This is a genomic window from Mangrovimonas aestuarii, from assembly GCF_028767185.1.
In the GTDB taxonomy this organism is placed as follows: Bacteria; Bacteroidota; Bacteroidia; order Flavobacteriales; family Flavobacteriaceae; genus Mangrovimonas_B; species Mangrovimonas_B aestuarii.
In genome coordinates this window covers 97,412-122,536 of record NZ_JARACK010000005.1, presented here as the reverse complement: position 1 = coordinate 122,536, position 25,125 = coordinate 97,412, and the positions used below count along the sequence as shown (strand labels likewise).

General features: G+C 35.2%; 26 protein-coding genes. 13 read left to right on the top strand and 13 right to left on the bottom strand.

The annotated features are described in order from the left end of the window. The first annotated feature begins 303 nt into the window (after positions 1 to 303). Positions 304 to 609 carry an EF-hand domain-containing protein gene (locus tag PWU04_RS08085; RefSeq protein ID WP_274475508.1) on the top strand — a complete coding sequence of 102 codons (306 nt, stop codon included), beginning with the start codon at positions 304 to 306 and terminating at the stop codon, positions 607 to 609. Positions 610 to 751: 142 nt separating this feature from the next. Next, positions 752 to 1,804, top strand: a complete 1,053-nt coding sequence (locus tag PWU04_RS08080) for an NAD(P)-dependent alcohol dehydrogenase (protein WP_274475507.1) — start codon at positions 752 to 754, stop codon at positions 1,802 to 1,804. A 56-nt stretch (positions 1,805 to 1,860) separates the two neighbouring features. On the opposite strand, the gene PWU04_RS08075 is transcribed toward PWU04_RS08080, so the two are convergent. The 3 genes from PWU04_RS08075 to PWU04_RS08065 form a co-directional block, all read right to left on the bottom strand. Further along, positions 1,861 to 2,283, bottom strand: a complete 423-nt coding sequence (locus tag PWU04_RS08075) for a DoxX family protein (RefSeq protein ID WP_274475506.1) — start codon at positions 2,281 to 2,283, stop codon at positions 1,861 to 1,863. Positions 2,284 to 2,337: 54 nt separating this feature from the next. Then, the gene (locus tag PWU04_RS08070; protein ID WP_274475505.1) at positions 2,338 to 3,966 is read right to left on the bottom strand and encodes an acyl-CoA carboxylase subunit beta; all 1,629 of its coding nucleotides are present in this window, start codon (positions 3,964 to 3,966) and stop codon (positions 2,338 to 2,340) included. Between the two features lie 169 nt (positions 3,967 to 4,135). After that, entirely contained in the window at positions 4,136 to 5,656 is a 1,521-nt protein-coding gene (locus tag PWU04_RS08065; RefSeq protein ID WP_274475504.1) for a S1C family serine protease, read from the bottom strand. A gap of 157 nt (positions 5,657 to 5,813) precedes the next feature. On the opposite strand from PWU04_RS08065, the gene PWU04_RS08060 reads away from it, so the two are divergent. The 6 genes from PWU04_RS08060 (at position 5,814) to ettA (ending at position 9,854) form a co-directional block, all read left to right on the top strand. Next, entirely contained in the window at positions 5,814 to 6,344 is a 531-nt protein-coding gene (locus PWU04_RS08060; protein WP_274475503.1) for an NADPH-dependent FMN reductase, read from the top strand. A 2-nt stretch (positions 6,345 to 6,346) separates the two neighbouring features. Further along, entirely contained in the window at positions 6,347 to 6,628 is a 282-nt protein-coding gene (locus PWU04_RS08055) for a GNAT family N-acetyltransferase (RefSeq protein WP_274475502.1), read from the top strand. Positions 6,629 to 6,643: 15 nt separating this feature from the next. Then, positions 6,644 to 7,093 (top strand): MarR family winged helix-turn-helix transcriptional regulator, encoded by a 450-nt coding sequence (locus PWU04_RS08050; RefSeq protein WP_274475501.1) that lies wholly within the window; start codon positions 6,644 to 6,646, stop codon positions 7,091 to 7,093. Between the two features lie 6 nt (positions 7,094 to 7,099). Continuing rightward, positions 7,100 to 7,825 carry a pirin family protein gene (locus PWU04_RS08045; protein WP_274475500.1) on the top strand — a complete coding sequence of 242 codons (726 nt, stop codon included), beginning with the start codon at positions 7,100 to 7,102 and terminating at the stop codon, positions 7,823 to 7,825. Between the two features lie 155 nt (positions 7,826 to 7,980). Continuing rightward, on the top strand, positions 7,981 to 8,163 hold the full coding sequence (locus tag PWU04_RS08040) for a CAL67264 family membrane protein (RefSeq protein ID WP_274475499.1): 183 nt from the start codon (positions 7,981 to 7,983) through the stop codon (positions 8,161 to 8,163). Next, a complete protein-coding gene (ettA, locus tag PWU04_RS08035; protein WP_274475498.1) occupies positions 8,163 to 9,854 on the top strand; it encodes an energy-dependent translational throttle protein EttA in 1,692 nt (563 codons plus the stop codon). Before PWU04_RS08040 ends, ettA begins: the two co-directional genes overlap by 1 nt. A 37-nt stretch (positions 9,855 to 9,891) precedes the next feature. Here ettA and PWU04_RS08030 read toward each other — a convergent pair whose 3' ends face one another. The 4 genes from PWU04_RS08030 to PWU04_RS08015 form a co-directional block, all read right to left on the bottom strand. Continuing rightward, entirely contained in the window at positions 9,892 to 10,119 is a 228-nt protein-coding gene (locus PWU04_RS08030) for a hypothetical protein (protein ID WP_274475497.1), read from the bottom strand. A gap of 72 nt (positions 10,120 to 10,191) precedes the next feature. Further along, positions 10,192 to 10,983, bottom strand: coding sequence for an MBL fold metallo-hydrolase (locus PWU04_RS08025; protein WP_274475495.1), 792 nt, complete (start codon positions 10,981 to 10,983; stop codon positions 10,192 to 10,194). 47 nt (positions 10,984 to 11,030) lie between these two features. Continuing rightward, positions 11,031 to 11,498: a GNAT family N-acetyltransferase gene (locus PWU04_RS08020; RefSeq protein WP_274475494.1), complete on the bottom strand. Its 468-nt coding sequence runs from the start codon at positions 11,496 to 11,498 to the stop codon at positions 11,031 to 11,033. Beyond that, a complete protein-coding gene (locus PWU04_RS08015) occupies positions 11,488 to 12,507 on the bottom strand; it encodes a formimidoylglutamase (protein ID WP_274475492.1) in 1,020 nt (339 codons plus the stop codon). Before PWU04_RS08015 ends, PWU04_RS08020 begins: the two co-directional genes overlap by 11 nt. Before the next feature lie 130 nt (positions 12,508 to 12,637). Here PWU04_RS08015 and PWU04_RS08010 point away from each other — a divergent pair, with 130 nt between their 5' ends. After that, complete coding sequence (locus tag PWU04_RS08010) at positions 12,638 to 13,519, top strand: chromosome partitioning protein ParA (RefSeq protein WP_274475491.1); 882 nt, start codon at positions 12,638 to 12,640, stop codon at positions 13,517 to 13,519. 77 nt (positions 13,520 to 13,596) lie between these two features. Here the strand turns inward: PWU04_RS08010 and hutI are convergent, their stop codons facing one another. Beyond that, on the bottom strand, positions 13,597 to 14,832 hold the full coding sequence (hutI, locus tag PWU04_RS08005; RefSeq protein ID WP_274475490.1) for an imidazolonepropionase: 1,236 nt from the start codon (positions 14,830 to 14,832) through the stop codon (positions 13,597 to 13,599). A 96-nt stretch (positions 14,833 to 14,928) separates the two neighbouring features. Further along, complete coding sequence (gene fumC / locus PWU04_RS08000) at positions 14,929 to 16,326, bottom strand: class II fumarate hydratase (RefSeq protein WP_274475489.1); 1,398 nt, start codon at positions 16,324 to 16,326, stop codon at positions 14,929 to 14,931. Between the two features lie 261 nt (positions 16,327 to 16,587). Here fumC and PWU04_RS07995 point away from each other — a divergent pair, with 261 nt between their 5' ends. Next, positions 16,588 to 16,764, top strand: coding sequence for a hypothetical protein (locus PWU04_RS07995; RefSeq protein WP_274475488.1), 177 nt, complete (start codon positions 16,588 to 16,590; stop codon positions 16,762 to 16,764). Between the two features lie 160 nt (positions 16,765 to 16,924). Here PWU04_RS07995 and PWU04_RS07990 read toward each other — a convergent pair whose 3' ends face one another. Next, positions 16,925 to 19,396 carry a TonB-dependent receptor domain-containing protein gene (locus PWU04_RS07990; protein ID WP_274475487.1) on the bottom strand — a complete coding sequence of 824 codons (2,472 nt, stop codon included), beginning with the start codon at positions 19,394 to 19,396 and terminating at the stop codon, positions 16,925 to 16,927. A 214-nt stretch (positions 19,397 to 19,610) separates the two neighbouring features. On the opposite strand from PWU04_RS07990, the gene PWU04_RS07985 reads away from it, so the two are divergent. Then, a complete protein-coding gene (locus PWU04_RS07985) occupies positions 19,611 to 19,910 on the top strand; it encodes a hypothetical protein (protein WP_274475486.1) in 300 nt (99 codons plus the stop codon). Between the two features lie 75 nt (positions 19,911 to 19,985). Here PWU04_RS07985 and arsC read toward each other — a convergent pair whose 3' ends face one another. Continuing rightward, a complete protein-coding gene (arsC, locus tag PWU04_RS07980; RefSeq protein WP_274475485.1) occupies positions 19,986 to 20,327 on the bottom strand; it encodes an arsenate reductase (glutaredoxin) in 342 nt (113 codons plus the stop codon). Between the two features lie 11 nt (positions 20,328 to 20,338). Then, positions 20,339 to 21,446 (bottom strand): peptide chain release factor 2 gene (gene prfB / locus PWU04_RS07975; protein ID WP_274475484.1). Its coding sequence is split into 2 segments (ribosomal slippage): positions 20,339 to 21,382 and positions 21,384 to 21,446, totalling 1,107 coding nucleotides; the frame shifts between segments, so codons are not numbered across the junction. Between the two features lie 86 nt (positions 21,447 to 21,532). On the opposite strand from prfB, the gene PWU04_RS07970 reads away from it, so the two are divergent. Further along, the gene (locus PWU04_RS07970) at positions 21,533 to 22,552 is read left to right on the top strand and encodes a threonine aldolase family protein (protein WP_274475483.1); all 1,020 of its coding nucleotides are present in this window, start codon (positions 21,533 to 21,535) and stop codon (positions 22,550 to 22,552) included. A gap of 64 nt (positions 22,553 to 22,616) precedes the next feature. On the opposite strand, the gene PWU04_RS07965 is transcribed toward PWU04_RS07970, so the two are convergent. Further along, positions 22,617 to 22,940 carry a YbaB/EbfC family nucleoid-associated protein gene (locus tag PWU04_RS07965; protein WP_274475482.1) on the bottom strand — a complete coding sequence of 108 codons (324 nt, stop codon included), beginning with the start codon at positions 22,938 to 22,940 and terminating at the stop codon, positions 22,617 to 22,619. Positions 22,941 to 23,026: 86 nt separating this feature from the next. Here PWU04_RS07965 and PWU04_RS07960 point away from each other — a divergent pair, with 86 nt between their 5' ends. Further along, positions 23,027 to 25,087: a S9 family peptidase gene (locus tag PWU04_RS07960; protein ID WP_406600948.1), complete on the top strand. Its 2,061-nt coding sequence runs from the start codon at positions 23,027 to 23,029 to the stop codon at positions 25,085 to 25,087. Positions 25,088 to 25,125 lie beyond the last annotated feature (38 nt).

The following is a 25,125-nucleotide window of genomic DNA, read 5'->3' as shown; positions in this document are numbered from 1 at the left end:
ATATTCAATGTTTTCAAGGCTTAAAAAAAGTTGATGTTTGTGTGTGAGAAATCTTGTTTAGGATATAAAGGGTTATAACGTGCATATACAATTATATAACTTTCAATGACCAACCATGTTTGAATTTACTGTAGTTAACTACGTTATATTAATTAATTACTACTACAACGGTTAGGGGTAAATGACTATTAATGAGTTGTTAATCCCTTGTTAAGTCAAAGTCTAAGCCTCATGGCTGCTCGTATATTTAATAACCATTAAAAATGGTGAAAATTTAAATTAACCTTAAAAACTTTTTAGATTATGAATTCAAATGTTTTTAAAACAACAATGTTAGTAGCAGCTTTTCTTTTTTGTGCAGGAGCTTTTGCACAAGATAAGATGAAAGCAGACGTAGCTTCTTTGGAAGACAAGTTCAAATCATTGGATGTTAATGCCGATGGAGCTTTAGACAAGGCTGAATTGGCAGCTGGAGATCATGCAGACTATTGGAGTCAACATTTTGATGAAGCAGATGGTGATAATGATGGACGTATTACTGTAAACGAGTTTGTTGCTTACAAGAAAGAAAAAATGAAAGAAAAAGAGGATAAGGAAGCTGGCTATTAAACATGCATTATAAACTAACTATAAAAAAAGAGCTGGATTACACTAGCTCTTTTTTTTTGTTGAAAACTTAACAAAAGTAACATACTTTTCTTGTAACTTTATTAGGCTATTTTTAACATAGAATACCATTAAATAAAAGCAAATGAGTGAGCAAGTAAAAGCCTATGGTGCTATAAGTGCTGATACAGACTTAAAGCCCTTAGATATTATTCGTAGAGAAGTTGGCCCAAATGACGTAAAGATTGAAATTACTTATTGTGGTGTATGCCATAGCGATATACATACAGCAAGGAACGACTGGAAAGGATCTGTATATCCAGTAGTTCCTGGACATGAAATTATTGGCCGAGTGGTAGCAACTGGTAATGATGTAAGTAAATTTAAGGCAGGCGATTTAGTTGGTGTAGGATGTATGGTTGATTCTTGCCGTAATTGTGATTCTTGCGAAGATCACCTTGAACAGTTTTGTGAAAATGGAGCAACCTTTACTTATAATAGTGAAGATAAACACTTAGGGACACGAACCTATGGAGGATATTCAACTTTAATTGTGGTTGATGAAGCTTTTGTTTTAAATATTCCGGAAAACCTTGATGAAAAAATGGTAGCCCCACTATTATGTGCAGGGATTACCACTTGGTCACCATTGCAACATTGGAATGTTAAAAAAGGGGATAAGGTAGGTGTTGTTGGTCTTGGAGGTCTTGGGCACATGGGGGTTAAGTTTGCCAATGCATTAGGAGCTCACGTTGTTATGATAACTACTTCTCCCAAAAAAGCTAAAGACGCAAAGGATTTAGGAGCACACGAAGTACTTATTTCTAAAAATGAGGAAGAGTTACAAGAGCATAAAGGCACGTTTGATTTTATTCTTAACACAATACCTGTAGCACATGATATGGATCCATATATAGCTCTATTAAAGCGAGATGCTTCAATGGTATTAGTAGGAGCTGTAGAACCGCTTAATCCTTTTCATGGAGGTGGATTAATCTTGGGAAGAAAACGAATTGCCGGATCTTTAATAGGAGGTATAAAAGAAACCCAAGAAATGCTTGACTTCTGTGGTAAACATAATATTTTACCCGATACAGAATTGATTAACATGCAGGATATTAATGAGGCTTATGATCGTGTTGTAAAATCAGATGTCAAGTATCGTTTTGTAATAGACATGGCTTCTTTGAAGTTGTAAAAGCATTTTCCATTAATCTTTAAATTAAAAAGAGCGGCCAAGCCGCTCTTTTTAATTTATTGTTGCATCTTCAAATAATAATCTGCGGAGTGTTTACCAGAACCATAGACCAAAAAGAAAATACATATGGCAAAAACTGATAGTGCCATAAGAAAGTTACCTGTGTTCATTTCTCCAACCAAATTAACTATAATGGCTCCAAGTAAAATTGGTAGTTGTGCAATTACAGCCCATCTGGTAAGCAATCCAAAAGTAATAAGTAATCCACCAATAAAGTGAGCAGGAGCTACATAATGAATGGCCATCATACTACCTGTCCAGTTTTGGAGCGGTTTTATAAGGTCAATCAATATCTGGCTATTAGCCATAAAACTAATACCTTTGATGAACAAAAATATTCCCAAAGCAATACGCAAAAGGTCTAATGGTACATAGGTATGGGCGTTGGCCCATTTGTTAAGCGTTTTGATTGTTCCCATAATAGTATTGATTTTTAATACTTTAAGGTACAAAAAAATGCTTAGCATGACAAATTATACCTGTAATACACCTAGATTAAATGGTTTTTCAATTGGGGCATGGTTGGCAGCTTCTATCCCCATTGAAATCCATTTTCTTGTTGATAATGGGTCAATAATACCATCTGTCCATAATCTTGCCGCAGCGTAATATGGAGATACTTGGTGGTCGTAGCGTGATTTAATTTTATTGAATAATTCGGTTTCTTTTTCTTCAGTAATGGTTTCCCCTTTAGCTTTAAGGGCTGCAGTTTCAATTTGCAATAACACTTTGGCAGCACTATTACCGCTCATTACTGCAAGCTCTGCACTTGGCCATGCAGCAATAAGTCTCGGGTCGTAGGCTTTTCCACACATAGCGTAGTTTCCAGCGCCATAACTGTTACCCACTACAATAGTAAATTTAGGAACTACAGAATTGCTTACAGCATTAACCATTTTGGCTCCATCCTTAATAATTCCACCATGTTCACTTTTACTACCCACCATAAATCCCGTTACATCTTGAAGAAAAATCAAAGGTATTTTCTTCTGGTTGCAATTGGCAATAAAGCGTGTGGCCTTATCGGCAGAATCACTATAGATAACGCCTCCAAATTGCATTTCTCCCTTTTTATTTTTTACTATTTTACGTTGGTTGGCTATAATGCCCACAGCCCATCCATCAATTCGAGCGTAACAGGTTATTAGGGTTTGACCATATCCAGCTTTGTATTCATCAAATTCACTGTTGTCTACCAAACGTTTTATGATTTCGTACATATCGTATTGATCAGCTCGACTCTTAGGTAAAATGCCGTAAATGTCTTCAGGGTTATCTATTGGTTTGGCAGAATCTATTCTATTGTAACCAGCTTTTTCAAAATCACCTATTTTACCTACTATATTTTTAATGGTATCCAGAGCATCTTTATCGTCCTTGGATTTGTAATCTGTCACCCCAGAAATTTCACAATGTGTTGTGGCCCCACCCAAAGTTTCGTTATCTATTGTTTCGCCAATAGCAGCTTTTACCAAATAACTACCAGCAAGGAAAATACTTCCAGTTTTGTCAACAATTAATGCCTCATCACTCATAATAGGTAAATATGCCCCACCTGCTACACAGCTCCCCATAACAGCTGCAATTTGTGTAATACCCTTACTACTCATCACAGCATTATTTCTGAAGATACGACCAAAGTGCTCCTTATCTGGAAATATTTCGTCCTGCATAGGTAAATAAACCCCAGCACTATCTACTAAGTAAATAATAGGTAAGCGGTTTTCCATTGCAATTTCTTGTGCCCGTAGATTCTTTTTACCTGTAATCGGGAACCAAGCGCCAGCCTTTACGGTGGCATCGTTGGCAACAACAATACATTGTTTTCCTTGAATATGTCCAATCTTAACTACTACACCTCCAGAAGGGCACCCACCATGTTCTTGATACATCTCTTCGCCTGCAAATGCTCCAATTTCTATACTCTTACTGTCATCATCAAGTAAGTAGGCAATCCGTTCACGTGCTGTCATTTTACCCTTACTGTGCAATTTTTCAATTCGCTTTTTTCCACCCCCAAGTTTAACCTCGGCTAGGCGTTTTTTTAAATCTGAAAGTAGGAGTTTGTTGTAGTCTTCGTTTTTGTTGAAGTTGATATCCATAGCTGTTTTTTTTGATAGCCGCTAATGTACGAAAGTTTATAAAAATTAGACAAGGGTTCTTTTATAGAGCTTAAGTGGGTAGGAGGTAAAACTTATAAAAAAACGAGAGTAGTTAAATAAAAAAAGGACGGAATTATCCGTCCTTTTTTTATTATTGAAACTTATATTCTTATTTTAGGAATAGTGCTTTTTCTATTTCCCAAGCAGGAATTACAAATCCAATACCTTCAACTCCAAATCCTTGAAGTTTAGCATTAACAACACCAATAAGTTCACCAGATTTTCCAATTAATGGTCCACCACTGTTTCCACCATTAACACTAGCATCTGTTTGGATATAGTTTTCTCCTTCGTTTGTTCTAATTCCAGAGATAATACCTCTACTTAACGATTGACCTAACTCTATAGATTTAGGAGTTCCGATAGCGTAAATCTCCTGACCAATTGAATAATTTTTTTCAGAAGTTAAGGTAAACGTGTTATTAAAGTTGTGTTCAATCTTTAAAAGGGCTAAGTCTTTATCTCCATTTTGTCTAACAACAGTAGCTTTTAAAGTCTCTCCTTGATTAGTAATAACTTCAACCTTCTCAGCATTGGCAACAACGTGAAGGTTTGTAACTATATATCCATCAGTACTTACAGCAAGCCCACTTCCGTGTCCTAAATCTGTTTTAATGGTTACGCTCGATCCCATAGCTTCCTCTATTGTTTTAGGAGCTTTTCCTTTTGTAAGAGCTATGTATTCAAATTTAATTTCCTCATCATTACCTTTGTCCAATAGATCTCTAACTTTTTTATCATCAATAAAATCTAAAAACGAAGCGGTAATTGCATCGTTAAGACAGCTTAAAGCAACATCTTCCGTAAATTTAAAATCACCAGAAGTTCCTTTTACGGATTTTTCATATTGTACTTGTTCGTAAATATCAGTCAACTCCCATTTAATGGTTACATCGGACATTAGATATCTTGGAGTGAACTTACCCAATCTGTCATAGATTTTTTTGAATTCAATCTTCTCAATAGTAGCGTTGATATACTTAGAGTTACCACGTTTCTTTAAAATCGTACCAGTCGTGTCTGTATAATGATATTTTACCAATATGTCGTTTAAAGTGCTGGTAAAAATTGAATTATCAAATTCTATTTTTTCATCATTAGTCTCTATTTCCTTATACTTCTTGGTTTTCTTCTTTTTGAAATGCTTCTTTTTAACTAAGTTGAATTTGAAGTCTTCTTCATCAACGTCAAAAGCAGTGTGTTTTACATAAACGTATTTTTCGTTTTCTCCACGATTGGTGATACTTTGGTCTTTTTTCTTTACATACAAATCCCTTTTGTAATCACGTGTTTTCGATGATGCTGCATCCAACGCAGGAATGTAGTACATGATTACAAAGCCCCAACTAAGATAGTGAAGTGGAGATATATTTGTTTGGTGATATATCTCATAAATGTCTTTATACCCCTCACGTTCAATTTTCACTTGTTGAACTCTACCATCCCTTGGCAATTTAGTTGTAACCGTTTTTCCTGTTCCGGCTTCTTCACCATTAACAAAAACTTTTGAGTCACTGGAGTGAGTGTGAATTCTAACCTTTTGTTGTTTACCATTAAGGATAGTTGCACAACTGGTCAACATAATGGGCACTATTAGTGCAAGACTAATAAAGCGTAGATGTTTTTTCATTTAGTTTAGTTTAGTTTATTATGTTAATAAAGTGCTAAAATAATATTTTCCCACCAAGTTAAAAGGAAATTTCATACGAATTAATTTTCATGGATTTATTTTCCTTGGAAAATAAATTTATTTGTGTTATTTTTGAAGATAACATAAGGTTTTGATTATGAAAAGTATAGTCTCTTTTGCAGGAAGCATTAGCAAAAATTCAATCAATAAACAGTTGGTAAACTATGCAGGCCAATTTGTAAACATAGGACAGGTAAAACTACTGGATCTTAACGACTATGAATTGCCCCTTTTTGGTGTTGATCTTCAAAATGAAAAAGGAATTCCAGATAATGCTTATCGTTTTCTCAAAGAAATACAAAGCGCAGATGGAATTATTCTGTCGCTAGCAGAGCACAATGGAGCATATACTACTGCGTTTAAAAACATTTTTGACTGGATGTCTCGTATCGATGGTAAATTATGGAATGAAATTCCTATGCTCTTGATGGCAACCTCTCCCGGACGCCGAGGCGGGGCCAGTGTGTTGCAAATAGCTAAAAACCGATTCCCGTATATGGGAGGTAATATAGTTGCAGAATTTTGTCTTCCCTCTTTTAATGAGAATTTTAAAGGAGGTAAAATTATTGATAAAGAATTAAACACTGCATTAAAGATATCAATTGAAACATTTAAAGAGGCTATATAGTTATGGAAATTAAGCATAAGCAATATGGGAAGAAGGGAGCTGTGTTTATAGAACGAAATAAAGAACTATTAGCAGAGATGGTTTATTCTATTTCTGGACCCGAAAAGATAATAATAGAGCATACCGAAGTAGGAGATGAAATTCGAGGCCAAGGAGTGGGTTATCAGCTTCTAGAATTTTTAGTGGATTATATGAGGGAAAACAATATTAAAGCAATCCCACTTTGCCCTTTTACTAAAGCAGCTTTTAATAAGAAGCCGGAGTACAGGGATCGACTTATATAAACTAAAATTTATGCCATGAAGCGAATAGACGAGGAGTTAAACACAAGTTTTAGGAACAAGTATGTTGAAGCATTCATTAATTTAAAGTATACAGTCTCTTGGCTTGAAAATATAGAAACAGAGTTTTTCAAGCCTTATAATATTTCACCTCAACAGTATAACATTTTAAGGATTTTAAGAGGGGCAGGGAATCGTTTAAAAGTTCAAACTGTAAAGGAAAGGATGATAGAGCGCTCGCCAAATGCCACTCGTTTAATGGACAAGCTTTGTGATAAAGGATTAATAGTTAGGGAGCGCTGTGAGGATGATAGAAGGGTTGTGTACGTTGAAATTACATCTAAAGGAAAGGAGTTGTTAAAGGAAATAGATATTGATCAATTAGAAGAAAGTATAAATGGGATTTCTGAAAAGGAAGCCGAAATATTAAGTGTCTTACTAGACAAGATTAGAAATTTTAAAAATTAGATTTAAATGAAAACCATTATACATAAAGCAGAAGACAGAGGTCATGCAGATCATGGCTGGCTTAAGGCCAACCATTCGTTTAGTTTTGCGGGCTATTTTAATCCATCAAAGATACACTTTGGAGCATTACGTGTATTGAATGATGATACGATTGCTCCAAATATGGGGTTTGGGGAACATCCTCATGAAAATATGGAAATAATCACTGTACCATTGCAAGGAGTATTAAAACATAGAGATAGTATGCATAATGCTTGGCAAGAGGTAAAGCCAGGAGAAGTGCAGGTCATGTCAGCTGGAACAGGAGTTTATCATTCGGAAATCAATGGATCTCGTGATGAGAGTTTAAAGCTATTTCAAATCTGGATTATCCCAGATAAGCAAGGTGTTGAGCCAAGATATGATCAGAAAGCATTTGAAATCAATGAAAGAGATAACCAATTACAGGTTTTGGTGAGTAGTATGGATGATGGCCATAACGGGAGTTTGAGGATTCATCAGGATGCCATTTTATCTAGAATCAATTTAAGTAAAGACAGCGATTATGATTATCAAATCAAATCGAAAAATCATGGCGTTTATGTTATGGTCATTGATGGGAATATTACTGTTGACAACCAGGATTTAAAAAAACGAGATGCCATTGGAGTTTGGGATGCAGAGAGTTTTAATATTCAAGCTAAAGGGGATTCACAAATATTGTTCATTGAAGTTCCTATGCTAATTTTATAGCAAAATACTGATAATGACTAATTAAACATAAAAGCACCTTTGTGGTGCTTTTTTTATATAAATGTTCGATATTTGTGCTTCAATATAAAAAAGGAAATAAAACCACTTAAACCTATTGAAATTCAATAAACTAAGTAGGTAAAAGAAACAGTGTTATGGCAATGAACAAGAATACAGTACTGGCATGGGCCACATTCATTATGATATTATCAGGTATCGGTTTAATTGCTTTGGGAGCTTTTGTGTATGATGATGTTGCCGGTTGGGGATTTGGAGCAGTTGGTATTGGCTTCTTTGCAAATGCATGGGTGTTTAACGCATTAAAAGGACGTGTATAATGAGCGACGACAAGAAAGTTATTTTTTCAATGTCTGGAGTAACAAAAACCTTTCAAGGTGCTAATACTCCAGTTCTTAAAAACATTTATTTGAGCTTCTTCTATGGAGCTAAGATTGGGATTTTGGGACTTAATGGTTCAGGTAAATCCACATTATTGAAAATCATCGCAGGTGTTGATAAAAACTATCAAGGTGATGTAGTATTTTCTCAAGATTATACTGTTGGGTATCTTGAACAGGAACCAAAACTGGATGACAATAAGACCGTGCTGGAAGTTGTTAAGGAAGGTGCAGCAGAAACAGTAGCTATTCTTGATGAATACAACAAAATAAACGATATGTTTGGTCTTGAAGAAGTTTATTCAGATCCAGATAAAATGCAGAAGTTAATGGATCGTCAGGCCGTACTTCAAGATAAAATTGACGCTAGTAATGCTTGGGAATTAGATACCAAACTTGAAATTGCTATGGATGCTTTAAGAACTCCAGATCCAGATAAGAAGATTGGTGTTCTCTCAGGTGGTGAGCGTCGTCGTGTAGCATTGTGTCGTTTATTGCTTCAGGAACCAGACGTGTTATTGTTGGATGAACCTACAAACCACTTAGATGCCGAGTCGGTACATTGGTTAGAGCATCACTTAGCACAATATAAAGGAACTGTAATTGCTGTAACCCACGACCGTTATTTTTTGGATAATGTAGCGGGTTGGATATTAGAGTTGGATAGAGGTGAAGGTATTCCGTGGAAAGGAAATTACTCATCTTGGTTAGATCAAAAGTCTAAACGTATGGCTTTAGAGCAAAAGCAAGCGAGCAAGAGACAAAAGACATTAGAGCGTGAGTTGGAATGGGTAAGAATGGCACCAAAAGGACGTCAGGCAAAACAAAAAGCCCGTTTGAACAATTACGATAAATTAATGAGCCAAGATCAAAAACAACTCGACGAAAACCTGGAAATCTATATCCCTAATGGACCTCGTTTGGGAACAAATGTTATTGAAGCTGTAGGTGTAAGCAAAGCTTATGATGACAAGTTGCTTTATGAGGATTTGAATTTTAAACTACCTCAAGCTGGAATTGTTGGTGTTATTGGGCCTAACGGAGCAGGTAAGACCACTATTTTCAGAATGATTATGGGAGAGGAAAATCCAGATAAAGGAGAATTTAAAGTAGGAGAGACGGCCAAGATTGCTTATGTAGATCAATCACATTCTAATATAGATCCAGAAAAAACCATTTGGCAAAACTTCAGTGATGAGCAGGAGTTAATTATGATGGGTGGACGCCAGGTAAATTCACGTGCTTATTTAAGTCGTTTTAATTTTTCTGGAAGTGAACAGAACAAAAAGGTTAATTTGTTGTCTGGTGGTGAGCGTAACCGTTTACACTTAGCTATGACACTTAAGGAAGAGGGGAACGTTTTACTTTTGGATGAGCCAACAAATGATCTTGATGTAAATACATTGAGAGCTTTGGAAGAAGGTTTGGAAAACTTTGCTGGATGTGCTGTTGTTATTTCTCACGACCGTTGGTTCCTAGATAGGATTTGTACCCATATTCTAGCTTTTGAAGGAGATTCGCAAGTATATTTCTTTGAAGGTAGTTTTAGTGATTATGAAGAAAACAAGAAAAAGCGTTTGGGAGGTGATTTAATGCCTAAACGAATTAAGTATAAAAAGCTTGTTCGATAGAGTTAAAAAAAATGCCGGGAAATTTACCCGGCATTTTTTATGATTTTTTCTCATACATGTGGTTGCTTCCTAAATCTGGGTGTTTTTCTTTTTCAAAGCCATCCAGAGAGTGTAAATTACTTATACGATTGTTTTCTACTTTGAGCTTGTATGTTTTAATAGCTCCCGAAATAAGCAAGATTAATAAAAAGACTATTGAAATGATAAGCATTGTGGTGATGGCATCAATATCCTTCACAGCAGGATGGGGTTTAACAGTTAGCATTTGGGGGGATTTTAAATGTTAATAACAATTTAAAGATACAGTTTCGCAATTGTTATGCAAGAAAAAACTGTATTATTTTTTTGAATACCAGTCTAATAGAAAAACTTTGATGTCTTTATTGTTATTATTGACAATATCTCTAAATGTATTAACATCACTTAAACCATCAGCTCCTCTGTAATGATATGGGTAAACAACTTTTGGTTTAAATTCCAATACAGCATCTGCAGCCGAATTGACCGTCATTGTATAGGGTAGGTTCATACAAACAAAAGCAATGTCTACATCTTTTAGTCGGCGCATTTCAGGAATATCTTCGGTATCTCCAGAAATGTATATGTTTTGTCCTTTCAAGTGAATCAAATAGCCATTACCACGACCTTTAGAATGAAACTTTAAAGCTTCTTCTCTTAAGTTGTACATTGGTATTGCAGTAATTTCAAATTTGTCATGAATCTTTTTAATATCATCATTATTCATGACTATAATGTTTTCTGAAAAATTTGAAGGTATAAGATCAGCAACTGCTTGTGGCACCATTATTGGAATATTTTCGAGGCTTAAGGCTTTAAGTGTCTCTAAATCATAATGATCACCATGTATGTCAGTTATCAATACTAATGTTGGACGTTTCTGTCCTGAAAAGGCTTCGGTTCCACCTACAGGATCTATGTAAATAACATCGTCTCCTTTCTCTAAAACCATAGTGGCATGGTTAATTGGAAAAATTTTTAAATCAGAATCTTGAGCTATTACATAATTATTAGTGGATTTGTCCTCAAGTTTACCTAAGGAGTTTTTATTTTGTTTGCAGCTAAAACAAATTATGGAAGAAATGATAATAAAACTTAGTAGTCGTCTCATGATAAATTTTTATTTGATGATATACTAAGTTAGTGATTTACAAAAAGCTATTTTAAACTCAACCTCATTTTAATGTTACCTCTTACATATGGTGAATGAGTTTCGATTGGTTCTTCAACGAACCCGTATTTACGATAAATGTATATGGCATTTTTTAGTTTGGTATTTGAATATAGTAAAAGAGAACTGTATCCTTTATCTCTTGAAAAATCTATAGAATACTGCATTAATTGTTGACCTATGTTTAGTCCACGATGCTTTGGAGCTACCGCCATTTTTGTAAGCTCAAGAATTCCAATTTTATTGGTTGGCATTAAAGCAACCGTTCCAACAATTTCTCCGTTATACTCGGCAAAAAAAATGTGACCGCCTTTACTAATAATATGTTTATCAGGATGGCTTAAAATTTCTTTATCAAATGGTTCTACATGAAAATAGCTTTCTAGCCATTCAATGTTCAAATCGTAAAAATCCTGGGCAAAATCACTTTTATAAGGTAAAATTTTAATTTTCATGAGCTCTGATAAAATCGGTTATTAAATATGTTATGAGTTTGCCAACTTGGCTTGAAGTATCTAATGTTGGGGCTGCTTCACAAATATGAAAGTATTTTACGTTTGGATGTTTGCCCATAAAATGGACAAACTGTCTAGCCTTGGTTGAGCTAAATCCACTTGGAGTCATAGCACTGCTAGGTACATTAATAATAGCATCGCAATCTAGTTCAAGGCCGAAGGGAGCATTACATACATGGTCAAGACCTCGGCTTAGTTCTGAATTGAATTTTAGTTCTTCACGTACTTTGATAGCCTCAAAAGTATTGTAAGCAATGGCTTTGACTTTGTCTAATGTTTTAAAAATGGTCTGGGAGGTATAGTTTTCATGAAGTCCAAACATAAAGTATTGCTTTAAAAAACCTTCAGCATATGCATATGAGAAGCCATTTCCACTATGGCGGCCTTCTTCAGCACGAAAATCTGTATGGGCATCAAAATTAATCGCATTAATTGGGCTATTTAGAGCTAATGATGCTCCTTTGATATTTCCATAAGAATTATTGTGGCCTCCACCAACAATAATTGGAATTTTACCAGCCTTTACAATTTGATATATTAGGTGACTTACCTGTTTATCTATTTTTTCAACAAGTTTTCTGGCTTTTTGAAGATCTTTTTTCTTGTTTGCGTCAAGTTCTCCAATTTTTTTAAGGTATTTTTCAAAATTTATATGGCCGAGAATTAGAACTTTTTCAGCATGTGTTAAATGATTATTTTGAATATTTAACAAAACTTTAAGACATGCTTCCCAGGCAGTCGAAGTCCCTGTTTTTCCGAGGTTTGAGAAAACGCCTACATCTTCAGGCAACCCTACGATAACATAGTCGACATCTAAACCTACAAGTTGTTCGTATATATTTGTGACATTGGATAATGTTTTTACTTGTTCCCCAAATTTAGTTTCACCGGGACGTTTGTTGATTAAGGCTTTTAAGTTGCTATTGGTAAGTAATACAAGATTATCCATTTATTATTTAATAATTTTAGTTTAAAAGTACATTATTTAGTTCTGTTACATTTTTAAAATGTAGCTATTTATATGTAAAATTAATAATTAACTCAATCTCTAAAAAACGGAATATTTAAAACTAGTAATTATGGAAAACAGTAAAAGCAACACAGGTTTAAAAGTAGGTTTAGGTATAGCCTTGGCTTTATTTTTAGGAGTGACCTTTTATACCACTTCTCTTTATAACGAAAAGAAGAAAAATGAAGCTAAATTAGTTGCTGAAAAAGAATTGATTTTAAAAGACTTAACTAATTCTTATGATCAATTAAAGAAGGCAAATGATGATAACGAAATAAAAAATGCGAAACTTGAAGAGGCCCAATCAAGAATTCAAGGACTTATAGATTCTTTGAAAATTTCCGAAAATAACGTTCAAAGTTTATGGAAATATAAACAAAAATACATTTCGTTACAGAAAGAGATGAATGCTTTGCTAGATGAAAACGAGACTCTTAAAATAGAAAATTCATATTTGGCAGCTACCTTGGATAGTACCAATATGAATCTTGAAAACCAGAAAATGTTTAACGATTCATTATTGGTACAAAATACAGCTTTGGCAGAAGTCATGGAGAATGCAGCTGTTTTAGGAACAGTTGGGTTAAAAGGTTTTGGCGTTATTGAAAGATCGTCTGGAAAATTGGTGCCTACAGAGCGTGCACGTCGTTCAGATAAGATCCGTGTATGTTTTACCGTAGCAAAAAATAATTTGGTTCAAGCTGGTGAGCAGGAACTCTACGTTCAAGTTATTGATCCAAAGAATAATATTTTAGGTGCTAATGAACAGGTTGCTTTTGATGAAGAGACTTTAAATTATAGTGTCATTAGCAAGTTTAACTATGAGAATGCAAATCTCAATGTTTGTGAATTCGTTACTACACAGGCAGAAGAGTTTGAGAAAGGACGTTACATTGTAAACGTTTTTAATGAAAAGCATTTGGTATCAACTTCCGAATTCACATTGAAGTAAGCCAAATTGATAGATTAAATAAGAATAAATTATCACAACTAAAACCCCGTAAGCATAAAACTTACGGGGTTTTTATATTATATAATTTCACCGTTGATGATAACTTTTTCTAAGTGGTTATCTCCAAAAGCATAAGGTAAGAAGTTGTAACTAGGTATTTCTTTAGTAATTATAACATTTGCTTTTTTTCCTTTTGTAATACTTCCGTAAGTATCACTAAGTCCCATTGCATATGCTCCATTTAAGGTAGCTGCGTTAATTGCTTCCTCTGGTGTTAGCTTCATCTTTATACAAGCGGTGCTTACTACAAAATTCATGTTTCCGCTAGGGGTAGATCCTGGGTTATAGTCTGTTGCTAATGCTAAAGGTAATCCAGCATCTATAAGTTGTCTTCCTGGTGTGTATGGAATGCTTAAAAAGTAAGAGCAGGAGGGAAGAGCTACTGAAATTGTGTTACTTCCTTTTAAGGCTTCTATATCATTAGCGTTCAATTCTTCCAAATGATCAACAGATAAGGCATTATGCTTTACCCCTAATGCAATTCCTCCGAAGGCATTAAATTGGTTTACGTGAATTTTAGGTATCAGTCCATATTGAGCACCAGCTTCCATGATAGCTGCTGTATCTTCTAGGTCGAAATACCCTTTTTCGCAAAACACATCAATATAATTGGCAAGGTTTTCTTCAGCTACTTTAGGTAGCATATCTTCAATGATGTGCTTTATATATGCAGATTTGTCATTTTTGAATTCCTTTGGAACAGCATGGGCACCTAAAAATGTTGCTTTTACAGGAATATTGAAATTCTCTTTTATTCGTTTGATTACACGGAGCATTTTTAATTCGGCTTCAGTGGTAAGGCCGTACCCGGATTTTATCTCCAAAGCGCCTGTTCCCATTTTCATAACCGCTTTTACTCGTCCTATGGATTGCTCATATAAATCATCTTCTGAAGTATTCTGAAGTTTTTCAGCAGAATTCAAAATACCACCACCACGATTGGCTATCTCTTCATACGATAATCCGTTTATACGATCTACAAATTCCTGTTCACGGTTTCCAGCATAAACAATGTGTGTATGGGAATCGCACCAGGTTGGCAGGACTATTTTACCAGATGCATCGATCACTTCGTTTGCCGATTGATTGGTAAGCTCCTCCATCCTTCCATAATCTACAATGGTATCGTTTTCAATTCGCAAGAAGGCATTTTCAATATAGGGAAGGGTTTTCATTTCTTCTCCACTAAGTACTCTTACATTGTTTTCCCTTATTTGTATGAGCTGTTTTATGTTGGTTATAAGTAGTGACAAAATAAAATTGTTTTAAGTTTAAATATTCAACACAAAAGCGCCAACTAAACAAGATGGCGCTTTTTGAAATATATAATCAAGTAAGTTTTAAATCGCTTATTTCAAGCCGCCAACCATATCTTCTGGTTTTACCCACTCGTCATATTGTTCGGCTGTTACATAACCCAATCGAATAGCTTCTTCTTTAAGGGTTGTTCCGTTTTCGTGAGCTGCATTTGCTATTTCTGCCGCTTTGTAGTAACCAATTTTAGTATTTAAAGCCGTAACCAACATTAATGAGTTGTTCAATAATTGTTTGATAACTCCATGATTCGGTTCGATTCCTATTGCACAGTTTTCTTCAAAACTAACACAGGCGTCACCAATCAATTGAGCAGATTGTAACAGGTTAGCGGCCATCATTGGCTTGAACACGTTAAGTTCGTAGTGACCTTGAGTTCCTCCAACAGTTACAGCAACATCGTTACCCATAACTTGAGCACATACCATAGTAAGCGCTTCACATTGAGTTGGGTTTACTTTTCCTGGCATAATAGAACTACCTGGTTCGTTGGCTGGAATAATAATCTCTCCAATACCACTACGAGGACCAGAAGCCATCATACGGATATCGTTAGCGATTTTGTTAAGCGCTACCGCCAATTGCTTTAATGCACCGTGAGTTTCTACAATAGCATCGTGGGCAGCAAGTGCCTCAAATTTATTTTCAGCAGTAATAAATGGTAGCTCTGTAAACTTAGCGATGTACTCAGCCACAAGCTTGTCGTATCCGTTAGGTGTGTTCAATCCAGTACCTACAGCAGTACCTCCAAGAGCCAACTCACTTAAATGAGGTAAAGTGTTTTTCAAGGCTTTTAAACCATGGTCTAATTGAGAAACATAACCAGAAAATTCCTGACCTAAAGTTAAAGGTGTAGCGTCCATCAAATGTGTACGCCCAATTTTAACTACATCTTTAAATTCCTGAGCTTTTTTGTGTAATCTATCTCTAAGCTGCATTACTCCTGGAATGGTCACTTCAACTACTTTTTTATAAGCAGCAATATGCATTCCTGTAGGGAATGTATCGTTAGATGATTGCGATTTGTTTACATCGTCGTTAGGTTGGATGGTTTTTTCTCCTTCACCTATGGTTTTACCGGCTAGTTGATGAGCACGGTTGGCAACCACTTCGTTAACGTTCATGTTACTTTGTGTTCCAGAACCTGTTTGCCAGATAACCAAAGGAAACTGGTCGTCGTGCTTTCCTTCAAGAATTTCATCACAAACTTGTGCAATTAAGTCACGTTTTTCAACTGGTAAAACACCTAATTCACAGTTAGTATAAGCAGCGGCCTTTTTTAAGTAAGCAAAACCGTAAACTACTTCTAAAGGCATAGAAGCAGGAGCTCCTATTTTAAAGTTATTTCTTGAACGTTCGGTTTGAGCTCCCCACAATTTATCTGCAGGAACTTTAACGTCGCCCATAGTGTCTTTTTCTATTCTATAGTCCATATAGTGTTTTTTTTAAAGGAGAGCAAATTTAATGTTTTTAGGGGTCTTAAAAAATCATTAGATAGCCTTTTTAAAATGAAATATTCATTGTTTTTCTAATCAGCCTTAATACTCACGATTTGTTAATCTGTTTATTTTTAAAGTGTAAGGATGGAGAAGGAATACCGTAAATTCTAGTTGTTAACAAATCTTAATTTAGGTGTTGTATAACAGAAAGTATTGCATTATCTTTGACGGCAGTAATAAAAGCAATTACCAATCATGTTTGAATTTGATCAATATTTAGGATTTTTAGCGTTTTTAACCATTTTAACCATCGGATTTTGGTTAATGATTTTCTTGTTAACTTTTGTTGTTCCTTATTGGATAGGTGGAGCACTAATTGAAAGATTTAAGGAAATGCGTGAAGAGCGTAAAGCAAAGCGTCAGCAGGCTTAATTCTAAATTTCATTATATACAAAAGGAAGCTATTATAGCTTCCTTTTTTTGTTTTATAAGTTTATTATTCAATTGGATTTCTAAAGGAATAATTTTAAAAAATAAAAACGGAAACCAATAACGGTTTCCCTTTTTATACTTGTTGGAATAAGGTTTAATTTTATCCGAAGTCCATGTCATCTCCGTTACCTCCTCCATTGTTTTGTCTATCACGACGTCCCTTACCATTTTTAGGCTGGTTGAAGCGGTATATAAATGATAGAGTAAATTGACGTTGTCTCCATTGGAATTCACTATCAGACGAAAAGTCATCTGTTAAAGTATAGGATTGTCTCTTTCGTGTGTTAAACAAATCGCTGACATTTAAAGATAAGGTTCCTTTGTCTTTAATTATATCTTTACTAAACGCCATATTCATGCTGAATATTCCCTCAGATTCTGTTATTGCATTTTTTTGTGGGCCTGAGTAGAATGCTGAAGTCTGCCATTGTACAGAAGCGGGAAGCGTTACTTTAGAGCTGAATCTACCAAACCAACTTGTGTTTTCAGCTCCATAATCCACACCGTTAAATTCTCCGTCGGTTTCAGATCTAAATAAGTTGAAGCTACCATTAAACCTTAATTTCTTTGTAGGGTTGTACATTAAGCTGAACTCACCACCGTAGCGGTTGTTTGTCGAAAGGTTTATAGGAATTGTTCTAATAATTTCAACATCATTGGCATTGAACACACCAGTTCCTTCTTGAATTCTTTCAAATGAATTGGTTTCATGCTGAAAATAAACTGAAGTAGATAGTGTGATTTTTTTCCATTGTTTTAAATAGCCTAAGTCAAAAGCATTAGCATAAGCAGGGTTTAGATTAGGATTTCCTTGCCAAACATTGGTGTTACTTGACCTTGAAGGAAAAGGATTTATATACCATCCACGAGGACGGTTAATACGTCTATTATATCCTAATGAAATGTTTTCTTCTTCACCTAATTCGTAAATCAAGTTTGCAGTAGGGAAAAGACCTAAGTAGTTTTTGTCAAAATCAGATACAACATCAATAGCAAAATCGGCATCATCACTGTAATCCAATTGTCCTTTAAGGTTTGTATTTTCCAATCTTAACCCTAACAAGAAAGAGAATTTACCGATTTTATTTCCGTATTGTGAATATACGGCTGTAATATTCTCATCATAGGTAAATATATTATTGAGGTCAGTATAGGGTAAATATTCGTTTGTGTTAATGTTTAAAGTATCCAAATTGTAATCGGTAACCTCTCTTTCGTAGTTTCCTCTAAAACCAGCTTCAAATTGAGCATCTCCCATTGGGCGAACATAATCGGCTTGAATAAGGTATTCAGTTTGCTTTTCTGTTTCGAAAATTTTCTCGATTGGGAGGATTTGATTTTCAAAACCGGGTTCGTTTGGAATGGAACTAATTATAGTTGGTCTATCTTCTAAGTCGTATGAAAACTGAAAGTCTGCAGTTAATTTATGGCCTTCATTGTTGAAATTGTTGATATAATTTAAAGAAGTCTGATAACTGTTGTCTTTTTCTTTTTCAGTTTGGTTTCTAGGAGTTACTCCTAAATACTCATCCTCAAAATAAGCTTCAGTTTTATTAGTTGTAATATCTTCATCGTCTCCCCAACGCCCAAAAATACTTCCTGTGATTGAAGATTTTTCAGTTAGGTAATATTCCATTCCAAAATTTGTATTGATACCAGTCCTTAACCTGTCATAATCACGATCTTCAATTGTTCTGTCAACAGTCACAGTTTCTCCAAAATATCGATTATCAAAGTGAGCATTACCTAAAAATTTTCTGTAGTATAATCCGGTGGTATTAAAAATATTGAATTTGTCAGTTCTAAGGTTAAGGTTTACAGTAGCAGAGTGATTGTCAGGAATTCCTGTGTTTAGGGATATTGATCCGTTAAACCCTAAAGTTTTTTCTTTTTTTAGAACAATATTAAGTATTCCAGCGGTACCCTCAGCATCGTAACGAGCAGATGGACTAGTAATTACTTCAATTCGTTCAATAGCTTCTGCAGGAATTTGTTGTAATAAATTAGTATCTCCAAAACCAGCCATCGCGGAAGGTTTTCCATTTATCAATATACGTACGTTTTCATTTCCTCGGAGACTTATAGCTCCTTCCACATCAACATTCACAGAAGGTACGTTGGCCAAGGCGTCTGTTACCGAAGCACCTTGGGTGGTGAGGTCTTTACCAATGTTATATATTTTCTTGTCGAGTCTGATGTCTACAGTGGTTCTTTCGGCAACAATTTCAACTTCATCAAGCGACGCTAAGTCTATTTCCAGTTTAACGGCTCCCATTTCATAATCCTTTTGAAGAGAAATATTAGGGAGTTTTAATGTTTTAAAAGATATATATTCCACAGAAATATCGTAGAGACCCATTGGAACCTTGATATTAAACTTACCATTTTCATCTGTAATAGATCCTGTGGTAGTTTTATTTTCTTTTTTATTGAAAAATGCTATGGTAGCATATTCAAGAGGTTGATTGGTTTCTTTATCTAGTACGGTTCCTGATACCGTGACTTGTTTCTGTGCCCATGAAGATAAGCTACAGATTAATAAAGCGAGTAGAGTTAGTTGTTTTAGGTTCATGCAATTTTTTTCAAGTGAGACGCCAAAAATAGAGGATGGTTTATTCCTTCTTGGTTAAAGCTTTGTTAAATAGATGTGGTGTGGGGTTTACTGTGAAATTCCTCTTTTTGTTTTTGAATATTTTAGGACTTATTTTTTTGTAATACAACACATTAGGGTATGCGTAGGAATAGTTTTATATCTTTACCATGTTTAATCAATAATTTCTAAACCAATGGGACAATATGGAAGTAAAATAACGAAACAAGAAGCTAGAGACTTAACTAATAATTGGCTTGGAGGAGGTCATAATCTGACATCAGTGACATTTGATATTAAAAGGCTTATAAACTATCTTTCTGAAATGGAAGAAAAGGGTGCGAATAATGTTATTGTATTCTTTGGAAGGAAAATGCCTAATCAAGGGCCGCCAGAAGAAACTGTTGTTTTTGCGCCTGCCATTGGCAACCCGGAATTATTAGATGCGCCTCCTTACAATGAAGGAGGTGGAGGGAACCTAAAATATAACATATAATACAAGACTTACTTGGTGAATTAAATGTTTAATTTTCCATAGTTAAATAAAAAGCTCCAATTAGGAGCTTTTTTGTTATATAATACTATTTATTTTTTCTGGCGGTCTTCCTATTACGGCTTTTCCTTTGTTTACTACAATAGGCCTTTCAATAAGTTTTGGATTTTCAACCATAGCAGTAATTACTTCTTGGTCGCTTAAATCTTTCCCTTTATAGTTCTCTTTCCAAATAGTCTCGTTTTTTCTAACTAAGTCTATTGGTTTAATGTCAAGTTGTTCAATAATGTTGCTTAATTCATTAACGTCCAATTGAGAGTCTAAATACTTCACAATTTCGAACTCTTTCCCCGATTCTTCTAAAATACTTAATCCTTGACGTGATTTACTGCAACGTGGATTGTGATATATGGTAATCATCTTACTTTATTTTATAAGGTGTTTTCTGTTTCTTTTTGTCCCATCATCATGAGGTATGCCTTCAGGAATTCTTCAATTCCACCGTCCATAACCCCATCAACATTTGCTGATTCATGACTTGTTCTTACATCTTTTACAAGTTTGTAAGGGTGCATAACGTAATTCCTTATTTGGCTTCCCCATTCAATTTTCATTTTCCCAGCTTCAATATCGTCTCGAGCTTCCTGCTGCTTTTTTAACTCTATTTCATAAAGCTGAGAGCGAAGCATTTGCATGGCGCGTTCACGGTTATCATGTTGTGAGCGTGTCTCTGAACATGAAATTTGAATGCCTGTTGGTTTATGGGTTAATTGTACCTTGGTTTCTACTTTGTTTACATTCTGCCCCCCAGCACCGCTTGATCGAGCCGTTGTGATTTCAATGTCGGCAGGGTTGATTTCAATTTCAATAGTATCATCAACCAAAGGATAAACGTATACGGAGGCAAAACTAGTATGACGTTTCGCATTACTATCAAAAGGGGAGATACGCACCAAGCGATGCACACCATTTTCACCTTTTAGCCAGCCAAAAGCAAAGTCGCCTTGTATTTCCAATGTTACGGTTTTTATACCGGCAACATCCCCTTCTTGGTAATTAAGTTCCTTGACTTTGTATCCGTTTTTTTCAGCATACATTAGGTACATACGCATAAGCATACTGGCCCAATCACAGCTTTCTGTACCACCGGCACCTGCAGTAATCTGTAGAACAGCACTCATGTTGTCACCTTCATCAGAAAGCATATTTCTAAACTCAAGGTCCTCAACAAAAACTATGGTTTTTTTATAATGCTCTTCAATTTCTTCTGCTTCTGCATCTCCTTCTTTGTAAAAATCGTAGAGAATTTCAAGCTCATCAATAAAGTTTTTGGCCGTTTTGTAATCGTCTACCCATTTTTTCTTTTCACGTAGACTTCGCATAACTATTTCAGCAGCCTTAGAGTCGTTCCAAAAATCGGGAGCAAAGGTTTTTTCTTCTTCGTTTTGAATTTCGATGGTTTTAGCATCTACGTCAAAGATACCTCCTTAACGCACCAAGGCGTTCAATAAGATCTTTTACTTGATCTGTAGTTATCATAAAGTGTAATTTTTAGCAAAAATAGCATATAAAGACCGCGAATGAAACAATTGTTTCCATAATTTAGGGCTTTAAAATCGTTTGACATGATAATAGATTTAAGGAGTGATACCATAACCAAGCCAACAAAAGGAATGTTGGAAGCGATGATGCAAGCTAAAGTAGGTGATGATGTTTATAAAGAAGATGAAACGGTAAACATTCTAGAAAAGAGAATCGCAAAAATGTTCGGAAAGCCAAAAGCTCTTTTTTTTCCTAGTGGAACTATGGCTAATCAAACAGCCATAAAGCTTCATACAAACCCTGGAGAACAGGTAATATGTGATAAATATGCACATATTTTCAATTATGAGGGAGGAGGAGCTTCGTTTAACAGTGGTGTGTCTTGCAGGTTAATAGATGGTAATCGAGGTATGTTTACGGCTATGCAGGCTGAAGAAGCTATTAATTCACCTGATTTTTACCATAGTCCATTGACGAGTTTAATTGCAGTTGAAAATACTACAAATAAAGGTGGTGGCGCTTGTTGGGATTTGAATGAACTTAAAGCCCTGAAAACTATTTGTGAAAAACATGGTTTAGGGTATCATTTGGATGGTGCGAGATTATGGAACGCTCTGGTGGCTAATGCTGAAAGTGCTAAGCAGTATGGGGAGTTGTTTGATACTGTTTCTGTTTGTCTAAGTAAGGGATTGGGATGCCCTGTAGGATCTGTTTTAGTGGGGAACGAAGATATTATGGAAGGTGCTATCAGGGTTAGAAAAATCTTGGGAGGAGGAATGCGACAGGTAGGATTCTTAGCTGCAGCCGGACTATATGCATTGGATAATCATATTGTTCGTTTGGCAGAAGATCATGGCAAGGCTAAAGACATTGCTGAAGCTTTAAAAAAACTTCCATTTGTAGCTCATATTGATCCTGTTGAAACCAATATAGTTATTTTCAATCTCGATAGCAATTATAATCAACAAGCCTTTTTAAAAATGCTGGATGATAATAAGATAAGAATAAGCAATATGGGGCAGGGAAAATGGCGTGTGGTTACTCATTTAGACTATACAGATGAACAACATCAACAATTTATGGATGTTTTGAGTGGTTTGTAAAAACAAAAAAGAAGCATCATGAGCTTCTCTTTTTGTCTTCTTGTATCTATCGTCCAGAGTCAGCTTACTTAAACATATCCATTCCTGGGATGTTCGGCATTCCCTCCTTAGCTACGGCAGCAATTTCAGTTTCGTTTACTTGAGTTGCTCTTGCAATTGCTTTATTTAATGTAAGAATTAAGTAATCTTCAAGTTGCTCTTTATCTTCTAAAAGTTCGTCACTGATGTTGATTGATCTGATTTGTCGGTTGGCAGTTAAGCTGACTTCCAATAAACCATCGTTGCTTTTTTCATCAATAATTACGGTATCAAGACGTTTTTTTGTTTCTTCTACTTTTTGTTGGGTTTCTTTAATCTTACCCATCATGCCCATAATATCTCCAAACATAATTTTAGGTTTTAATGATTCGGTACAAAACTATTTAATTTTATACTTTTGACGGCATTTAATTCAATTTTAAACAATCAATATTCTTGAAAACTTTGACTCAAATACCAAAGGCGGATAAAAAACCAAAAGTATTACGTGTTCATGATCATGAACGCATAGACAATTACTATTGGTTGAATGATAGGCAGAATCAAGAGGTGATAGACTACCTTAATGAAGAGAACGAGTATACGAAGTCTTGTTTGAAACATACAGAAGAATTACAAAAGTCGCTTTTTGAGGAGATGAAAGGACGTATCAAGGAGGATGATACTTCTGTGCCGTATTTGTTGAATGGATACTGGTATATTACCCGGTATGAAAAAGGAAAAGATTATCCTATTTATTCAAGAAAGAAAGGTAGTTTAGATGCTGAAGAGGAAATTATGTTTGATTGTAATGAAATGGCCAAGGGTCATTCTTATTTCAAACTGGGCGGAATCTCGGTTAGTCCAGATAATACATTGGCTAGTTTTGCAGTTGATACAGTTAGTAGAAGACAGTATACTATTTACATCAAGCACCTTGCTACCGGTGAGGTTTACCCAGATAAAATAGTTAATACAACAGGGAGCACAACGTGGGCGAACGATAATAAAACGCTATTTTACACTAAGAAGGATAGAGTAACTTTACGCTCACATAAAATTTTTAAACATCGTTTAGCAACTGATGCCAAAGACGATGTTTTAGTTTTTCATGAAAAGGATGATACTTTTAATTCTTTTGTTTATAAAACAAAATCAAGAAAGTATATTGTAATAGGTTCTTCGAGTACTTTAACAACAGAATATCGTTTTTTGAATGCCAATACACCTGATGGTAAATTTACAGTTTTTCAGGAGCGTGAAAGAGAGCATGAATATTCTATTGCTCATTTTGAAGACCATTTTTATATTTTAACAAATAAGGATAAGGCAGTTAATTTTAAGTTGCTTAAAACATCAGAAAAACAAACTTCTAAAGAATTTTGGGAGGAAGTTTTACCGCATAGACAGGATGTTTTGTTAGAAGATATTGAAATTTTCAAGAATTATCTTGTAGTTAGTGAACGCGAAAATGGTTTGAATAAAATCCGCATTATGAGTTGGGACGGTAATGAAGATTATTACCTGCCATTTGAAAGTGAAACTTATACAGCTTATACTGGAAATAACCCTGAGTTTAACAGTGATGTGTTGCGATTTAGTTATAACTCTTTAACTACTCCAAGTTCGGTTATTGACTATAATTTTAAGACCAAAACAAAAGACGTTAAGAAGGAACAGGAAGTTCTTGGAGGGAAGTTCGATAAGAATAATTACACTTCTGAGCGTATTTGGGCAACAGCTGCAGATGGTGTTAAAGTACCAATTTCATTGGTTTATAGAAAAGGAGTGAAATTAGATGGTACTGCACCGTTGTTTCTTTATGCCTATGGATCTTATGGGTCGACTATAGATCCCTATTTTTCCAGTATTAGACTTAGTTTACTCGATAGGGGATTTATTTATGCCATAGCTCATATACGAGGCGGAGAATATTTGGGTCGTGATTGGTATGAGAAAGGTAAGTTGTTGGAAAAGATGAATACTTTCACCGATTATATTGATTGTTCGAAGTATCTAATTAATCAAAAATATACATCGGCAGAACATTTGTATGCCTACGGAGGATCTGCAGGAGGGCTTTTAATGGGGGTTGTAGCTAATTTAAGTCCTGAGCTTTACAATGGTATTATTGCTGCTGTTCCCTTTGTTGACGTAGTGACAACAATGTTGGACGATACCATACCATTAACCACAGGAGAGTATGACGAGTGGGGTAATCCAAATGATAAGGAATATTACGATTATATTCTGATGTATTCTCCGTATGACAACGTTAGAAGCGGACCATACCCTAACATGTTAGTTACGACGGGGCTACACGATTCTCAGGTGCAATATTGGGAACCTGCAAAGTGGGTAGCTAAGCTCAGGGAATTTAAAACAGATACAAATAAGCTATTATTTCATATAGATATGGATTCAGGGCATGGCGGAGCATCTGGGCGTTTTGAGAGCCTTAAAGAGGTGGCCATGGAGTATGCCTTTTTGCTAGATTTGGAAGGAATTGATAGCTAATTAAAAAAAATCATTATTTTTGCAAGGTTTTAGTTACT

What these genes read in the sequence shown, in the direction of transcription:
- PWU04_RS08025 (WP_274475495.1), bottom strand. Translation starts at nt 10,983, where the DNA reads ATGAGACGACTACTAAGTTTTATTATCATTTCTTCCATAATTTGTTTT.
- PWU04_RS07995 (WP_274475488.1), top strand. Translation starts at nt 16,588, where the DNA reads ATGTTTGAATTTGATCAATATTTAGGATTTTTAGCGTTTTTAACCATT.
- PWU04_RS07990 (WP_274475487.1), bottom strand. Translation starts at nt 19,396, where the DNA reads ATGAACCTAAAACAACTAACTCTACTCGCTTTATTAATCTGTAGCTTA.
- PWU04_RS08020 (WP_274475494.1), bottom strand. Translation starts at nt 11,498, where the DNA reads ATGAAAATTAAAATTTTACCTTATAAAAGTGATTTTGCCCAGGATTTT.
- arsC (WP_274475485.1), bottom strand. Translation starts at nt 20,327, where the DNA reads ATGATTACCATATATCACAATCCACGTTGCAGTAAATCACGTCAAGGA.
- fumC (WP_274475489.1), bottom strand. Translation starts at nt 16,326, where the DNA reads ATGGACTATAGAATAGAAAAAGACACTATGGGCGACGTTAAAGTTCCT.
- PWU04_RS08030 (WP_274475497.1), bottom strand. Translation starts at nt 10,119, where the DNA reads ATGCTAACTGTTAAACCCCATCCTGCTGTGAAGGATATTGATGCCATC.
- PWU04_RS08015 (WP_274475492.1), bottom strand. Translation starts at nt 12,507, where the DNA reads ATGGATAATCTTGTATTACTTACCAATAGCAACTTAAAAGCCTTAATC.
- PWU04_RS07985 (WP_274475486.1), top strand. Translation starts at nt 19,611, where the DNA reads ATGGGACAATATGGAAGTAAAATAACGAAACAAGAAGCTAGAGACTTA.
- PWU04_RS08065 (WP_274475504.1), bottom strand. Translation starts at nt 5,656, where the DNA reads ATGAAAAAACATCTACGCTTTATTAGTCTTGCACTAATAGTGCCCATT.
- PWU04_RS08070 (WP_274475505.1), bottom strand. Translation starts at nt 3,966, where the DNA reads ATGGATATCAACTTCAACAAAAACGAAGACTACAACAAACTCCTACTT.
- PWU04_RS08085 (WP_274475508.1), top strand. Translation starts at nt 304, where the DNA reads ATGAATTCAAATGTTTTTAAAACAACAATGTTAGTAGCAGCTTTTCTT.
- PWU04_RS08080 (WP_274475507.1), top strand. Translation starts at nt 752, where the DNA reads ATGAGTGAGCAAGTAAAAGCCTATGGTGCTATAAGTGCTGATACAGAC.
- PWU04_RS08050 (WP_274475501.1), top strand. Translation starts at nt 6,644, where the DNA reads ATGAAGCGAATAGACGAGGAGTTAAACACAAGTTTTAGGAACAAGTAT.
- PWU04_RS08075 (WP_274475506.1), bottom strand. Translation starts at nt 2,283, where the DNA reads ATGGGAACAATCAAAACGCTTAACAAATGGGCCAACGCCCATACCTAT.
- PWU04_RS08060 (WP_274475503.1), top strand. Translation starts at nt 5,814, where the DNA reads ATGAAAAGTATAGTCTCTTTTGCAGGAAGCATTAGCAAAAATTCAATC.
- PWU04_RS08045 (WP_274475500.1), top strand. Translation starts at nt 7,100, where the DNA reads ATGAAAACCATTATACATAAAGCAGAAGACAGAGGTCATGCAGATCAT.
- PWU04_RS08040 (WP_274475499.1), top strand. Translation starts at nt 7,981, where the DNA reads ATGGCAATGAACAAGAATACAGTACTGGCATGGGCCACATTCATTATG.
- ettA (WP_274475498.1), top strand. Translation starts at nt 8,163, where the DNA reads ATGAGCGACGACAAGAAAGTTATTTTTTCAATGTCTGGAGTAACAAAA.
- PWU04_RS08010 (WP_274475491.1), top strand. Translation starts at nt 12,638, where the DNA reads ATGGAAAACAGTAAAAGCAACACAGGTTTAAAAGTAGGTTTAGGTATA.
- PWU04_RS07965 (WP_274475482.1), bottom strand. Translation starts at nt 22,940, where the DNA reads ATGTTTGGAGATATTATGGGCATGATGGGTAAGATTAAAGAAACCCAA.
- PWU04_RS08055 (WP_274475502.1), top strand. Translation starts at nt 6,347, where the DNA reads ATGGAAATTAAGCATAAGCAATATGGGAAGAAGGGAGCTGTGTTTATA.
- PWU04_RS07970 (WP_274475483.1), top strand. Translation starts at nt 21,533, where the DNA reads ATGATAATAGATTTAAGGAGTGATACCATAACCAAGCCAACAAAAGGA.